This is a genomic window from Ensifer sp. NM-2 (genome assembly GCF_003024455.1).
In the GTDB taxonomy this organism is placed as follows: Bacteria; Pseudomonadota; Alphaproteobacteria; order Rhizobiales; family Rhizobiaceae; genus Ensifer; species Ensifer canadensis.
Genome location: NZ_PVZR01000010.1, coordinates 231,934 through 245,762, shown reverse-complemented (window position 1 = coordinate 245,762; position 13,829 = coordinate 231,934). Strand labels below are relative to the sequence as shown.

Sequence of the window (13,829 nt, the reverse complement as noted above, 5' to 3'; positions counted from 1 at the left end):
AGAAGAAGCGCAGCGCCGAGACTGAGCTGTTGATGCTCGCTGCCTGCATGCCCACCCGGGTCTGGTGCAACTGGAACCGGCGCAGATCCTCAGCCGTCGCCATGTCGGGGGAGCGGCCGATGAAGGCGGCAAACGCCTTCACACAACGGATGTAGTCACGGCGCGTGGCCTCGGTGAAGCCGCGCATGGACATGTCTTCGATCATGCGCTCACGAAGCGCGCTACCGGATGGATTAGGAACGACGGTCATCGGATGCTCCTCTCAAGCTGAAGGTTGACCCCTTCATGCTCGGAGGACTCCGGCCGTTCGTCACCCCTGGTCCGATCAAAGCCTCGCCGATACCGTCAACGAGGCACACGCCTCAGCCCGCGCCCCTCCCGCGCGAGCGGGTTCGTTCTTTGGCGCAAAGCGGCCAACGGATGCGAGCCGCAGCCATAGGGGCTGCGCACAAACCCGTCACCAGCCAGAAGCCGACGCCGTCGCGCAAGAAGGTACCAATGAGCGTCGCTACCCGCAGGACGGCGAGGGCATTCTGACACAGCAGCGCGCAGGCGCGCGGGGTGGCCTCATCCGAGGCCATGGCCATCAGCTCCAGTCGTTTTTCGGCGTCGCCTTCGAGCGGTGCAGGTCATACCAGGCGACCAGCTCTGCCTGCGACATGATGCGCTCCTGTTTTGCGTGATTGAGACGTGTCACGTGGCGGAGTCTATGTTGACGGATGTTGGCGGTCGATCGGATCAAGGGAGAGGGAAGGCTACACCCGAGGATAGGACAGCCTGTACTTGAGTGGACCGAAGCGAGGATTTGTTGGTCACGAGGCCCTTCCTCGTCGAGGACGAACTGAAACGTCTGGGCGGCCATTATGAAAAAGCTGGCGAATGGGCCGATTTTACCGTCATGGACGATCGGGTGGTTATCGGCCAGAACCCGGCTTCGTCCGGCTGTGCTACCATGACGCTGCTGACGTTTCTGCAGGCCTAGTTGCGGTCCGGCGCCCACGTGCCAAGCCTGTCCGCCGGCCAATCGGATCATAACGCTGGTCGAGATCGTCGAAGACGGCCCCGTGAAGCAGTCAGACGACAGGATGTCGTCTGCTGTGTCGCGCTTGCGCTGAAAGAGTTCAAGCGAGCCGACCGCCATCCTTCGTGCCCGCGCGCTGAACGCTCCTCGTATTCGAGCCGGGCGCTGGGCGCGCGTCCTAAATTGACGGATATACGACATTTGAGACGGGCGGGCTTCGTCTTAACATCAGGGCTGGAAATTCAACCTGATGGAGATTGTCATGACTGGGAATTCGAAGGATACCGCACTGATTACCGGCGCTTCTTCTGGTATCGGCGCGATTTACGCCGATCGGCTGGCGCGCCGGGGCTATGACCTGATCCTCGTGGCCCGCAACAAGGCGCGTCTCAATGCGCTCGCCAAGCGGCTCACCGACGAGACAGGTCGCGCTGTCGAAGTGATCGGAGCGGACCTCGGCAACAAGGACGATCTCGGTCGCGTAGAGCAAGTGCTACATACCGATGCCAGCATAACCACGCTGGTCAACAATGCCGGCGTCGGTGCGACCGCCCCGCTGTTGGCGTCCGATATCGACAAGATGGAAGAGCTAATCACGCTGAACGTCAATGCGCTGACGCGGTTGACCTATGCTGCGGTGCCCGGCTTCGTGAAGCGTGGCACCGGCGCGATCATCAACATCGCCTCGATCGTCGGTATCGCACCGGAGCTGCTGAATGGTGTGTATGGCGGGAGCAAAGCCTTCGTGCTGGCCTTCACCCTGTCGCTCCAGAAGGAGCTTGCCGACAACAATATCCGCGTCCAGGCCGTTCTTCCGGGTGCCACGGCGACCGATTTCTGGGGCATCGCCGGGACGCCCCTGGAACATGTGCCGACCGAGATCGTCATGTCCGCCGAGGATATGGTGGATGCCTCGCTTGCAGGCTTTGACCTCGGCGAGTTGGTCACCATTCCGGCGCTTCCGGACGCACGCGACTGGGAGGCTTACGAAGCGGCGCGGCAAAAGCTCATGCCGAACCTTTCGCTCAGCGCGCCTGCTGTTCGATATCGAGCCGCAGGGTAATTCCGGTCTTCAGCGACCCACTGAAATGCACGCCTATGTCGGCGGCGTCTCGCCGATCCTCGAAACAAGGAGAATGATCATGTCGAGATCCTATTCGATAATTGGCAAGCGCAATCGCCTTGCCGCCTATGCACTCGCTGGAACGATCGCAATTTTTCTTCCCGCGGTCGTGGCTCACGCCGAAACGAGTTCTTCTGCGCGCAGCGGCATCCAGGTTGCGCAGGCTTCCGTAAACGGTGCGTCCGATGCCCAGCCGGCTGTCGACGAAACCATTCGTCCATTCCAGTTCCGTGCAGCCGACGAGGCCCTTGCCGATCTCAAGCGGCGCATCGTCGCAACCAAGTGGCCCGATCAGGAGCTGGTCACGGACGATACTCAGGGCGTGCGACTGGCCACGATGCGGAAGCTTGCCGACTATTGGGCCAACCAGCACGACTGGCGAAAGGTGGAGGCGAGGTTGAACGCCTTGCCTCAGTTCGTGACGAACATCGACGGCGTCGATATCCACTTCATTCAGGTGAAGTCGAAGCACCCGAACGCGCTGCCGGTTATCATTACACATGGTTGGCCCGGCTCGATCATCGAGCAGCTGAAGATCATCGATCCGTTGACCAATCCGACAGCGCACGGCGGTACCGCAGCCGATGCGTTTGATGTCATAATTCCATCAATCCCCGGGTACGGCTTTTCCGGCAAGCCCACCGAGCTCGGCTGGGATCCGCAGCGTATCGCACGGGCCTGGGCCGTTCTGATGGACCGCCTGGGTTACAAGAAATATGTTGCGCAGGGCGGCGACTGGGGTGACGCAGTTAACGAGCAGATGGCGCTACAGAAGCCTGAAGGGCTGCTTGGCATCCACACCAACATGCCCGGCACGCTTCCCGATAACATTTCCGCGGCGCTGGCCGGCGGTCCGCAGCCGACGGGCCTGACGGCCGACGAGGAGTACGCGTGGAAGCAGCTCGATTTCTTCTACAAGCATCGTGTCGGCTACGCGTTGGAAATGGGAGCCCGGCCACAGACACTCTACGGCCTGGACGATTCACCCATCGCCCTTACCGCATGGATGATTGATCATGATCCGGAGAGCCAGAAGCTGATCGGCCGGGTCTTTGACGGGGCTAGTGAAGGGCTGACGCGCGATGACATCCTCGACAACATCACGCTCTACTGGCTGACGAACACGGGGCTGTCTTCGGGCCGTCTCTTCTGGGAAAGCAAGCTCGCTTTCTTCGCGCCCAAGGGCGTGACCATCCCGGTCGCGGTGAGTGCTTTTCCTGACGAAATCTACACCGCCCCCCGCAGTTGGACTGAGAAAGCCTTTCCGAAGCTGATCCACTACAATCGTCTGCCTAAGGGCGGGCACTTTGCGGCCTGGGAACAGCCGGAAGTCTTCACTGAAGAGTTGCGAGTCTCCTTCAGGTCGCTGCGTTAGTCGATTTTGAGAAAGAAGGGGCGCCATTGGCGCGCCGCCTTCCCAGCCACAAGGAAAAAGCCATGACCATTGCAACCAAAACCCTCAAACTGCAAACGGTCGACCTGAAACTTGAGGTCGTTGTTATCCCTGTTTCGGACGTTGACCGCGCAAAACGCTTTTATGACGGCCTGGGTTGGAGGCTCGACGCCGACTTCGCGGTCGGTGACACATTCCGGGTCGTACAGTTCACACCGCCGGGATCACCGAGCTCGATCCACTTCGGCACAGGGCTGACGTCGGCGGCACCCGGATCGGCACGCGGGCTGTATCTCGTCGTCTCGGATATCGAAGCTGCCCGCGCCGAACTCATCGGTCGCGGCGCCGACGTGAGCGAGATCATCCACCGCGCCGGTCCTGGGCAGCCGCCAATCAGCGGCAGGGATCCGGAACGGCGCAGCTACCGCTCCTCCGCCTCGTTCGCCGATCCGGACGGCAACGGCTGGCTGCTCCAGGAGGTCACCGAACGATTGCCTGGACGCGTCGACACGGACATCACGACATTCACCTCGTCGAGCGAACTCGCAGGCGCGCTACGGCGCGCGGCAGCCGCCCACGGCGAGCACGAAAAGCGAACCGGCGGCAAGCATGATGAGAACTGGCCGGACTGGTACGCCGACTACATCGTACAGGAGCAGGCCGGCAAGCCGCTACCGTTGTAACCCTCCGCGAGGCCGTATTCGGGTACGCAATCCACCGAAAACCGGATTGCGTACCCGTCTGCATCTTGTCGCAGGGCGTCTACGACTACGATGAGGCGGACGGCATCCGGTTCCCGACGAGGCGCCGTGCCTTCTTGCGGGGCACGGATGATAGCGTCGTCGAAGATCCGCTGCTGGCGTCCGTCAATGTATGCAACATCCACTTCGCGTGCGGACGAGGGCGCTTCTTGCGATGGCGCAAATGTGATATAAGCGGCGGTTTCAGACAAAAGGTGGTGTGCCATGCACAAGATCGGTTACGTCGTGTTTCCAGGATTCCAGCTCCTCGGTTTTGCAGCGGTCACTGCCTTCGAGATGGCCAACATTCAGCTTGGAGAGCCGGCTTACGAGATAACGTTGCTTTCCGAAGCCGGCGGAGAGATCAAGTCGTCGGCTGGGTTTGGTGTCATCACGAAAGCCTTCGACGATACGACCTACGACACCGTGATGTTTGGAGCCGGCACGACGATCGAGCCGATGACACCGGGCCTTATCGAGTTCGCGCGCCATTCCCTGCAAACTGCGCGTCGGCTGGCTGGCCCCTGTACCGCCGCCTTCATTCTTGCAGAATCCGGGCTGCTGGATGGGCGCCGTGCGACGACGCATTGGCTTTTTGCGCGCCAGCTCCGGGAGCGGTTCCCGGCCGTCAAGGTCGAGGAGGATCGCATCTTCATCGTCGATGGCTCCGTATGGACGTCGGCGGGAATGACGGCAAGCATCGACCTGGCTCTCGCCATGGTCGAGAAGGACCATGGTCAGGACGTTGCTCGCTCGGTCGCACGCAAGCTCGTGGTCTACCACCGCAGGGCCGGCGGCCAATCGCAGTTCTCGGCGTTGCTCGAACTGGACCCGAAGTCGGACCGGATCCAGAAATCGGTCAACTATGCCAAGGCCAATCTGCGCAGCGTTCTGTCGGTGGACGAACTGGCGGATGCGGCGGGCTTGAGCGCGCGCCAGTTCAGCCGCGCCTTCCGGTCAGAGACGGGGCAGTCGCCGGCCAAGGCGGTGGAGAACCTGCGCGTCGAGGCGGCGCGGCTGCTGATGGAACAAGGCCGCCACTCCATGGATGTGATCGCGGAGGAAACCGGCTTCGCCGATAGCGATCGCATGCGCCGGGCTTTTCTGCGGGCACTCGGACAGCCGCCCCAGACTATCCGGCGCAACGCCCGCGACAGTGAACTGGCACCCTGAATCGGGAGAACGAGGGTGTCGCGGCACAGAAGAACTGTGCACTGCTGGAGATGGTGATCGAGTTGTCGTGTGATTCCCTAATCTTGGGGTTCATGGACTCTGCTGGCAGGCATAGCGAGGTCGGCGGTTCGAAACCCTTCAAGGCAAGGGTTCACAGCTGGCTTTCCGAAGGGCGGCCGGTCCATCGGCCCGCCCCTTTTCGTCTGGAATGGGTGGGTGCGCCAAGAGCGGACAGGTGCTGAATCTGAGCTAGCATCCCTGTATTGCGAGCTCGCTGAACGGGCGTAGTATGATCGTGCACTGGGCTTCCGATCGCGATGAAACCGCAATGCGCGCTTCTTGTCTGCTTTGGCCTTCTGGGGGGCAGCACGCCCGCTCAGCTTTCTCAATTTGACGTTGATCTTGAGTTGGTTCTTGCCGTCGATGTCTCCTACTCAATGGAGATCGACGAACAGCGTGCGCAACGTCAAGGCTATGTGAATGCATTTCTCCAGCCCGAACTCGTCAATGCAATAGAGGACGGGCCTATCGGCAAAATCGCCGTGACATACGTTGAGTGGGGTGGCTCTGCTGTCCAGATCATGCCTTGGACGCTGATCGATGGCCCCAGCACTGCGGGCCAATTCGCCGATGCTCTGCGCCAGCAACCGATGAGGAGGATATCGTTCACCTCGATTTCCAACACGCTGGCGTTTTCACGAAACCTCTTCTTAGCTAGCCCGTTCCAGGGAATGCGACGCGTGGTCGACATATCGGGAGATGGGCCGAACAACTCCGGTGTGCCGGTACCCGTTGCCCGTAATTCGACTGTCGCCCAAGGCATCGTGATCGATGGACTGCCCATCATGTTGACGCGTCAGGATTCCGCATCGATTCCGGACCTCGACGCTTATTATGAGAATTGTGTCATCGGTGGAGATGGGGCCTTTCTGTTGAAAGTCTCAGATCCTGGCGATTTTGCGGAGGCTATTCTGAGCAAGCTCATTGTCGAGATACTTGGACCGAACGTGAGCGACCTGAAGCGGTTCGAGCCACTGTTGCAACGCGTCGACGACCGAGCAGACTACAATTGCTTTGTGGGCGAAGAAATGCAGGAGCGTCGCATTGGGCAATAGTTCAATGCGCTTTGCGTTCACGCTGAACCGCGACCTGCGGGCTTTGAGAGGCTGACCGGTGCGCCTGATCTGCGCGCGCGTTTCTGGCGGAAGACTTCGGCGGGTGGTTTGTAGCCGAGGCATTTGCGCGGTGTTGCGTTCAGATGATTGCAGATTTCGGTTAGATCGCAGTCGCTGAGCGACAGGGGATCGACCTCTCTCGAAAGCCATTTCCTGGCCCGTCTGTTGGTGTTTTCGACGGTTCCTTTCTGCCACGGGGATTGTGGATCGCAGAACCATGTTTGCGCTCCGATGGTGGCTTGCAGGCAGGGCCGCGGGCGGCAACAATGTCGTGATCGGCGAACCATGGCATCCCGGCTCCTCGCGGTCATCCACGACCTCGACACGGCGTATGGACCGGCGGCGTCATCCCATCGATGGACGCCTGACCACGGTGGCCAACGAAGCCGCGGCTGCAGGCGAATGCGGGCCTCCGGAAAGCTGAGGCCTAGCGTGCCGTCAGCCGAGACCGAAGACGACATCGCTTTCCATGAGAGCCGAGAGCGAAACATGCTCAATCAGAATGCCTTCGACATCGGAGCCGTTGAAGGCGATGAACAAGCCGTCGGTCGTATCGCTGGCGGCGGCAAGAAAATCGGCATAGCTGTGAATGCCTGTGGCGTCCTGGGCCTCTTCGGAAAAGGCGATCCGATCGCCCTGCCTGCCAACGAAATCGAGAATGTGATCGAGGCCCGCCTGGCCGGAGGTTTCCGACGACCACAGAAACGTGTCGGCGCCGCTGTCGCCCTTCAACAGGTCGGCGCCATTGCCGCCACTCAACAGGTCGTCCTGCGAGCCGCCGTCGAGAAAATCCGCACCTTCGCCGCCGAAAAGCTGGTCGTTTTCCGAGGCGCCCCTCAGCGTGTCGTCCCCACCACGCCCATCGAGGATATCGTTGCCGCTCGACGAATAGAGGGTGTCATTGTCGTCGGCGCCGCGCAGCACGTCGTCGTAGCGCCCGGATGAGACGTTGAAGTACTCCACATTGGTGAAGGCCAAGCCGGTGTGTGTTGCGCCGCGTGTCGCGTCGAAGTCGGTTACCTGCGGCAAGCCGCCATAGTTGAGGTTCAATAGATCCCGGCCTTCGCCGCCATCGACCTCTCCGAGGTAACGGGCATTGATCGTGTCGTTGCCCGCGCCGCCGCGCAGGATCGACGCGACGCCAAGGGTGCCGCTGCCGGGAAAGGTGTCCTGCAGCCAGTCATCGCCGGCGCCGCCATCGAGCATGTCGCTGCCGCCGTCATTGGCAAGCGTATCCCTGCCGTCGCCGCCAAAAGCCACGTCATCGCCAGCGCCTGTCTCTATCATGTCGTCTCCGGCGCCGGCATCGATGTAGTCGTTGCCCTCCTCGCCATCGAACCGGTCACGCCTGGCACCGCCTTCGAGATGATCGTTTCCCGCGCCGGCATCGACCACGAGATAGGTAAGATCACCCGCGATGACCCGATCGTTGCCGCTGCCAAGCGCGAGGCTTGCCTCCTCTATGCCGCGCAACACTGTGCCGGTCGAGGCCTCACCGGCAGCGAAATCGACAGTGAGGTCGCTCGTGCTCTGCGTCTCCTTGATATAGAGCCAGTCCTGGCCGGCGCCGCCATCGATCTCGGCGGAGTAGAGTGTCGAGACGATCTGGTCGCGGCCGTCGCCGCCAAAAAGACGGTTGGCACCGAGCCCGTCGGTGATCATGTCATCGCCCGCGCCGGCGTCGACGAAATCGTTGCCGCCTGCCGTCTCGATAACGTCGCCAAGTGCGCTACCCGTAATATGATCGCTTCCGCGTCCCGTCGTCAGCACAATCCGCTCGACATCCTGGTACTGGATGAAGAGATGCCGCTCCTCCTGCGTCCCGTATCCGATGATGCCGTGACCATTCTCCAGGTTGAACACGACCGGAGCGGCCGATGCCGAGAGGTCGACGGCCAGCGTATCGTCTCCGGCACCGCCGAAAACGGCGCTGCCCGTCCCGACAAGCACGAAGCGGTCATTTCCATCACCGCCGTCGAGACGGTCGTGACCACCCGTATTGGTGATGATGTCCTGTCCCGCGCCCGCATTGACGACGTCGTTGCCGGCACCGGTCGAAATCCGATCGCCCCCGGCAGTTCCGGTGATCCGGTCGTCACCACTGCCGGCGAGCAGGCGCAGCCACTCGATATCGTGGAAGAAGATGTGCCGGTTTGTGGCGCTCGGGTCGCCAGCATAGCCATGGCCGCTGGCACCGTTGAAGACCATCCGGTCTGCGCTTTGCGAGAAGTCGACGACAAGGCCGTCGTAACCGCTGCCTCCGGTAACTGCGCCGCCGGTCCCGGTGAGAACGATCTGGTCATCACCGGCACCGCCGTCGAGGCGATCGTAGCCGTTCGAACTTGTCAGGGTGTCGCTTTCAGCCCCACCATCGACAAAATCGTCGCCGCCGCCCCCATCGATCGTATCGCTGCCGGGCAGGCCCCAGATGTAGTCGGTTACCTCCGAGCCTTTCAAAGCATCGTTTGAGTACGAGCCTACGATCTTTGCCATCTCGCCATACCTTTCGATAGACTTATGCCAATACTTGCGATCACTCGAATAAAATCACCAAGCATCAAATCTATTTAACTAATTGCGTAAATCAACTCCGAATTAATCTTCCAAATGGAGGCAATTTAATTTGAAATCTATATTAGATATCGAAAGGGAACTGCGGAGAATTGCTTTGAAGTAAAGCCAAGATCTGCGGAAAGACGAAGCCATAGGTCAGGACGTGCTGTGACATGCTCGAGGACGAGAAGAGGTCCGTCATGTTTCTCCAGAGCCCCAGAGAGGATGTGGACAAGGGGTGCAATCTGCGGCCTCGGCGGCGCGGCGCGGCGTGTTGAGTTGGATCGCCCCTACCGCTTCTGACTTCTCGATCAATTCGATGGTTGAGGACCGAACGCCGATGCGTGCACCGACGAGAAGCCTGGTCCGTACGTGACCCTATGTCGTGCCGTTGGCCAGAAGCGAGATCTGCATCGAGGATCTGAAGGGCGAGAAGATCATCTCGTTCTCGCGTCAGAACCTGTCGTTCACCGAGCGCTGCTTTGCTGAAAAGTTCGAGGCGCACGATCTTGCAAAGAGCGTCGCCTATACCTGCGACGACACCTTCTCGGTGGTGTCACTGGTCTCGGCCGGTCTTGGCATCGGCTTTGCGCCGGAATGGACGCTGGATCTTCCCAACCGCAATTTCGAGCTCAGGAAGGTGAGGGGTATCGACTTCCGGATCGGTCTTGGGGTCGCCTGGAGTAAGGACGATCCAACCGCGGCCCGGGACGACATCATCGAAATTGCTCGGTCGCGGGTCAGAGCGGGGAAGTCAGGGGCGAGGTCTCGAAAACCTCGTGGTCTGCGATCCCTCAATCAAACGGAGCGGCTTGCCGGGCCTAGGCCTCCCGGATCCCGGCCGTTGGCCGTCGCGATGCTGATCCTCCGAGACGAGGCCTTTAACCGGTCAAGCCGCGCGCGAACGGGCTCTGGCAGCGCTGTTGCCGTCGCCTGGTACGCTCATTATTCTCCCAAGCTGCCGGCGGGGTCCGCGTTCGACCTCACTCAAAAGCTACAGTTCACGACTATCTGACGTTACTGCAGCTGCGATGTTCGAATCTGTCCTCCTGCACCATGACGAAATCGAATGCGGCCTGCCACGAGGTCGCGCCGTCGATGCGCTCGAAATCAGCGATCAGGGAGGATTTGACACCGAAAACGGCGTCGGAAGTGAGGAAGGGGTCGCCGCCGGTGAAGATGTGGGTGACAACCTTCTGGTGGCCCGGAGCAGTTACAAGGAAATGCATGTGGGCCGGGCGACAGGGGTGGCGATGGAGCGCCTCCAACAGGTCCCCAGCAGGCCCGTCGTCGGGAATGGAATAACTGACAGGCTTGATACCGACGAAGCTGTAGGCGCCGTCGGCGCCCGTGACGAAGCGTCCGCGGTTGTTCCATTTCGGCTGCAGGTCCGGCTGCTGAACGTCGTAGAAGCCATCGGCATTGTCTGACCAGACGTCGATCGTTGCCCCTTCTATTGCGTTGCCGTCGAGATCAATCACCCGGCCGTGGAACAGGCAGCTTTCGCCCTTACCGTCCAGACTGATGCTTTCCCCCATCGCCCGGATCGGCGCGTTGGCGACGTGGAACGGGCCGAAGACGGTGTTCTCCGTCGCGCCTTCGGGACGACGGTTGCCGATGGCGTCGACCAGCATGGAAAGCCCAAGGACGTCGCTGAGCAGGATAAACTCCTGCCGTGTGTCGGTACAGGTCTGGCCGGCGCGGGTGAGGAAATCAACGGCCAACTCCCATTCCCGCTGGGTCAACTCCACGTCCTTGATAAAATCATGCAGATGTCGAACGAGGCTCGCCATGACCTGACGCATGCGCGGTGCCACGTCTACGCCAATCCTGCCGTTCACAGTCTCGGCGGAGTGTTCCTCAGTGAAATAACGGCGCATCAATCGCTCCCTGTCAGGCGGATCGGTCGAGCCGTGCGGCGAACCAGTCGCCGACGAGTGCCGTCCGCTCGAAGCTGTGGTTGTATATCGTGTGCTCACCGTCCGGCCAGACGCGGAGGGCGGCCTCGCCCGTCGCGGCATCGAGGAAGGGTTGCTGGTCCTCCAGTGCCACCAGCGGATCGGCGCCTCCGTGCAGGACGAGAAGCGGGCAGGCGATTCTGTCCCGCGCCGGATCGAAACGCAGCTTTTCCATGACAGCCTCAATCATCGCTCGATCCTCGGTGCCGATCATTGCCGCGCTCTGCTCGAAGGCCGTGCGGAAGGGCAGGATGGCGGGGTGGGCGAAGGAGCCGTTGACGCAACAGGCGCGGATGCGGCTGTCGCTGCCCGCAGTGCGTGCCGCCCACAGGCCGCCGTAGCTGTTGCCCCAGATGCCCGGCGCGCCGAGGCTCGGATCGTCCAGGATTACATCGACCCAGCGGCTATAGGCGGCCTCGACCCCCGCCTGAAGATAAAGGCCTTGCTCGATGCGGGTCTCGCCCTGGCCGGGGCCTTCGGCGAGAAGGGTGGCAAGCCCGCGGCGCGCCAGCTCCCGGGCGATTGGCAGATAGGCGATGCCCCAGCCGCTCTGGCCGCCGAACAGGATGACGGTGCCGTTTGCACTTCCGCTTGCGGGGCGCACCAGCCAGCCGATCAGGCTTTTTCCCGAATATCCGGTCTCGACCCGCTCGAAGGGCAGGCCGAAGACAGGGGTGAGCTTCCGACAGGCGGCGACCAGCCTGCGATACAGCGCGACCTTGCGGGGTTCGTCGAAATTGAAGGCCATCTGGGCGTAGACCAGCGCGGCGATGCCGCGCTGCCGTGCCTCGCCGGCGGTGACGATGTTTCCTTCAGCCTCGGCCCGGTCGGCCTGTTGCAGGCGCTCGGTGGCGATGGTTTCTGCCACCGCATCCCAGGGCTCGCCCTCCGAGATGCGGGCATGAAGCCGGCGCGCATCCCCCGGGTCCATGCCGCAGTCGAGAAGCCGCGTCAGTGGCATGGCCCGCTGATGGGCAAGGTTCGCCTTGATGACCGAGTCCTCGGTCATGCCCGTGCCTCCATGGTGGTCTCAAAGGTGGGTACAGGCTGATGCAGCCAGTGCAGCCTGTCGCGAAGGCCGCGCAGCAGGGTGGGGAGATCGGAGAGATCCCGGACTGCACCATACATCAGGAAATCGGGACGGCGCAGATAGGCGGCGAAACCATTTCTCTCCAGAAACGCCAGTTGCACGCCGTCAAGATCTGCGACTTGATCGGGCGCAGCATCGGTGTCGCCGACGACGATCCAGCGACCACCGATGGCGTCGAAGAAAGCGTGGGTCGCGGGATCCAGATGGAGGCTCGGGTCGGTCCGGCTGACGATCAGGAAGCCGCGCCCCACCACGTCGTCCATCAAGCCTTCGCGGCCGCCGGCGCGCACGAGACCCTGTGGCGTTGGTGCACCGGTGGGGGTGAGGAGGTTACCATCGGGCTCCACATGCACCACGCCGGTCTCGATCTTGGGGAAGGGCGGGGGCGGCGGCATGTTTCCGGACAGGAAGAGTGCATTGCGTTCAGCCACCTTCGCCGGGTCGTCCTCGTTGGCGACCTTGCCGAGCATGGTCGAGGTCTTGGTGATCTGCGTGACATGCGGGCGCCGCTCTGCTTCATAGGTATCGAGAAGCTCCGGCTCGGCCTTGCCCCGCAACACGAGGTCCAGCTTCCATGCAAGATTGGCGCTGTCGCGAATGGCCGAACAGGCGCCCTGGCCCATATAGGGCATCATCGTGTGGGCGGCATCGCCCACCAGCATGACCCGGCCTTCCTTCCAGCTTTTTGTGATCGCGGGGTCAAATGTATAGACAACGTTGCGGATCGGCCGGATTTCGTCGAGCCCGATGCCATGCTGCTCGCTGAGCCAGGCAAGGCCATTCTTGATGTCTTCCCAGTAGCTGGTTTCCTCGCCCGGCAGCACGCGCATCTCGAAACGCACGCGGGATTTGCCGATCGGCATGTACATGTGCGCCCGTGCCGGGTCGCAATAGATCGAGGTAATGGCAAAGCGGTCGCCGAGATCCTTGACGTATTCGGAATCAAGATTGAGCCAACGTTCATGATGGCCGTACTGGTGACGCGCGATGCCGAGTGCGCGGCGCGTGAAACTGTTGGCGCCATCCGCGCCGATCACATAGTCCACCTCGATCCTGCGGACTGGATCGCCCCCGTCAGAAACCGCCTTCCACGAACCGTCCCAGGGTTGGGCTTCCAGAACGACCTTATCCGCACTCTGCTCGAGCTTGGAGACTTCCCAGCCGCGTAGGAACTCGACGTTCGGCAGAGGCTGTGCGCGGGAATAGATCGCGTCCTCGATTTCCGGCTGGAAGATCGAAATATGGGCGGGAAAACCGCATTGCTGCCCCTTCCAGTCCAGATCGATCAGAATGTTTCCCTGATCGTCGAGGTAGTGGTAGGTGTCGATCGCCTGCGCGTCGCGAAGGGCATGACCGATATCCCCGGCCGAGGCGACCAGGCGTGCCGTCTCGCCGTCGATATGGCTGAGGCGGGGCAGGCCGTAGGGTTCGGGCCAGCGCTCGATAACGATGACATTATGGCCGGCTTGTCCGAGGAGCGAGGCGGCAGTCAGGCCCGCAGGCCCGCAACCGATAACGGCCACTTGCCGGTGCACCACAGGCGGCGATGCCTTGGATTGATTCATGTTATCCTCCCGTTTTGCAGATATGTCTCGGCGCGCGC

Annotated in this window: 10 protein-coding genes and 3 pseudogenes; 7 read left to right on the top strand and 6 right to left on the bottom strand. The window is 61.6% G+C overall.

Annotation, left to right across the window (positions count from 1 at the left end):
* Nucleotides 1-250: phage integrase N-terminal SAM-like domain-containing protein (locus C6558_RS20940; protein WP_158268942.1), on the bottom strand; the 250-nt coding region annotated here is incomplete at its 3' end.
* A gap of 570 nt (nt 251-820) precedes the next feature.
* Here C6558_RS20940 and C6558_RS20935 point away from each other — a divergent pair.
* From C6558_RS20935 to C6558_RS20905, 6 genes and pseudogenes are all read left to right on the top strand, one after another.
* A pseudogene (locus C6558_RS20935) lies at nt 821-982 on the top strand (type 1 glutamine amidotransferase domain-containing protein); the annotation flags it as partial.
* A gap of 301 nt (nt 983-1,283) precedes the next feature.
* Nucleotides 1,284-2,084, top strand: coding sequence for an SDR family oxidoreductase (locus tag C6558_RS20930; RefSeq protein ID WP_057220741.1), 801 nt, complete (start codon nt 1,284-1,286; stop codon nt 2,082-2,084).
* 79 nt (nt 2,085-2,163) lie between these two features.
* Nucleotides 2,164-3,519, top strand: coding sequence for an epoxide hydrolase family protein (locus C6558_RS20925; protein ID WP_025428229.1), 1,356 nt, complete (start codon nt 2,164-2,166; stop codon nt 3,517-3,519).
* A gap of 62 nt (nt 3,520-3,581) precedes the next feature.
* Nucleotides 3,582-4,220, top strand: coding sequence for a VOC family protein (locus C6558_RS20920; RefSeq protein ID WP_025428230.1), 639 nt, complete (start codon nt 3,582-3,584; stop codon nt 4,218-4,220).
* A 282-nt stretch (nt 4,221-4,502) separates the two neighbouring features.
* Nucleotides 4,503-5,450: a GlxA family transcriptional regulator gene (locus C6558_RS20910; protein ID WP_025428231.1), complete on the top strand. Its 948-nt coding sequence runs from the start codon at nt 4,503-4,505 to the stop codon at nt 5,448-5,450.
* Nucleotides 5,451-5,767: 317 nt separating this feature from the next.
* Entirely contained in the window at nt 5,768-6,565 is a 798-nt protein-coding gene (locus C6558_RS20905) for a DUF1194 domain-containing protein (protein WP_057225096.1), read from the top strand.
* Nucleotides 6,566-7,063: 498 nt separating this feature from the next.
* On the opposite strand, the gene C6558_RS20895 is transcribed toward C6558_RS20905, so the two are convergent.
* Together C6558_RS20895 and C6558_RS40885 are read right to left on the bottom strand one after the other, a co-directional pair.
* Nucleotides 7,064-9,118, bottom strand: a complete 2,055-nt coding sequence (locus C6558_RS20895) for a calcium-binding protein (RefSeq protein ID WP_084815046.1) — start codon at nt 9,116-9,118, stop codon at nt 7,064-7,066.
* A gap of 297 nt (nt 9,119-9,415) precedes the next feature.
* Nucleotides 9,416-9,532, bottom strand: a pseudogene (locus C6558_RS40885) (transcriptional regulator); the annotation flags it as partial.
* Nucleotides 9,533-9,566: 34 nt separating this feature from the next.
* Between C6558_RS40885 and C6558_RS40880 the strand changes: the two are divergent.
* A pseudogene (locus C6558_RS40880) lies at nt 9,567-9,932 on the top strand (LysR substrate-binding domain-containing protein); the annotation flags it as partial.
* Between the two features lie 253 nt (nt 9,933-10,185).
* On the opposite strand, the gene C6558_RS20880 reads toward C6558_RS40880, so the two are convergent.
* Genes C6558_RS20880 through C6558_RS20870 form a run of 3 tightly spaced genes read right to left on the bottom strand, consistent with a single transcriptional unit; the run spans nt 10,186 to nt 13,791 of the window.
* The gene (locus tag C6558_RS20880; protein ID WP_084815044.1) at nt 10,186-11,058 is read right to left on the bottom strand and encodes a dioxygenase; all 873 of its coding nucleotides are present in this window, start codon (nt 11,056-11,058) and stop codon (nt 10,186-10,188) included.
* A gap of 13 nt (nt 11,059-11,071) precedes the next feature.
* On the bottom strand, nt 11,072-12,145 hold the full coding sequence (locus tag C6558_RS20875) for a S9 family peptidase (protein WP_057217494.1): 1,074 nt from the start codon (nt 12,143-12,145) through the stop codon (nt 11,072-11,074).
* Complete coding sequence (locus C6558_RS20870) at nt 12,142-13,791, bottom strand: bifunctional 3-(3-hydroxy-phenyl)propionate/3-hydroxycinnamic acid hydroxylase (protein WP_051509217.1); 1,650 nt, start codon at nt 13,789-13,791, stop codon at nt 12,142-12,144. The genes C6558_RS20875 and C6558_RS20870 overlap by 4 nt, the downstream gene beginning before the upstream one ends.
* Nucleotides 13,792-13,829 lie beyond the last annotated feature (38 nt).

Bases quoted from the DNA above. Each gene is read 5' to 3' on its own strand.
- C6558_RS20930 (WP_057220741.1), top strand. From the start codon at position 1,284: ATGACTGGGAATTCGAAGGATACCGCACTGATTACCGGCGCTTCTTCT.
- C6558_RS20925 (WP_025428229.1), top strand. From the start codon at position 2,164: ATGTCGAGATCCTATTCGATAATTGGCAAGCGCAATCGCCTTGCCGCC.
- C6558_RS20920 (WP_025428230.1), top strand. From the start codon at position 3,582: ATGACCATTGCAACCAAAACCCTCAAACTGCAAACGGTCGACCTGAAA.
- C6558_RS20910 (WP_025428231.1), top strand. From the start codon at position 4,503: ATGCACAAGATCGGTTACGTCGTGTTTCCAGGATTCCAGCTCCTCGGT.
- C6558_RS20905 (WP_057225096.1), top strand. From the start codon at position 5,768: ATGAAACCGCAATGCGCGCTTCTTGTCTGCTTTGGCCTTCTGGGGGGC.
- C6558_RS20895 (WP_084815046.1), bottom strand. From the start codon at position 9,118: ATGGCAAAGATCGTAGGCTCGTACTCAAACGATGCTTTGAAAGGCTCG.
- C6558_RS20880 (WP_084815044.1), bottom strand. From the start codon at position 11,058: ATGCGCCGTTATTTCACTGAGGAACACTCCGCCGAGACTGTGAACGGC.
- C6558_RS20875 (WP_057217494.1), bottom strand. From the start codon at position 12,145: ATGACCGAGGACTCGGTCATCAAGGCGAACCTTGCCCATCAGCGGGCC.
- C6558_RS20870 (WP_051509217.1), bottom strand. From the start codon at position 13,791: ATGAATCAATCCAAGGCATCGCCGCCTGTGGTGCACCGGCAAGTGGCC.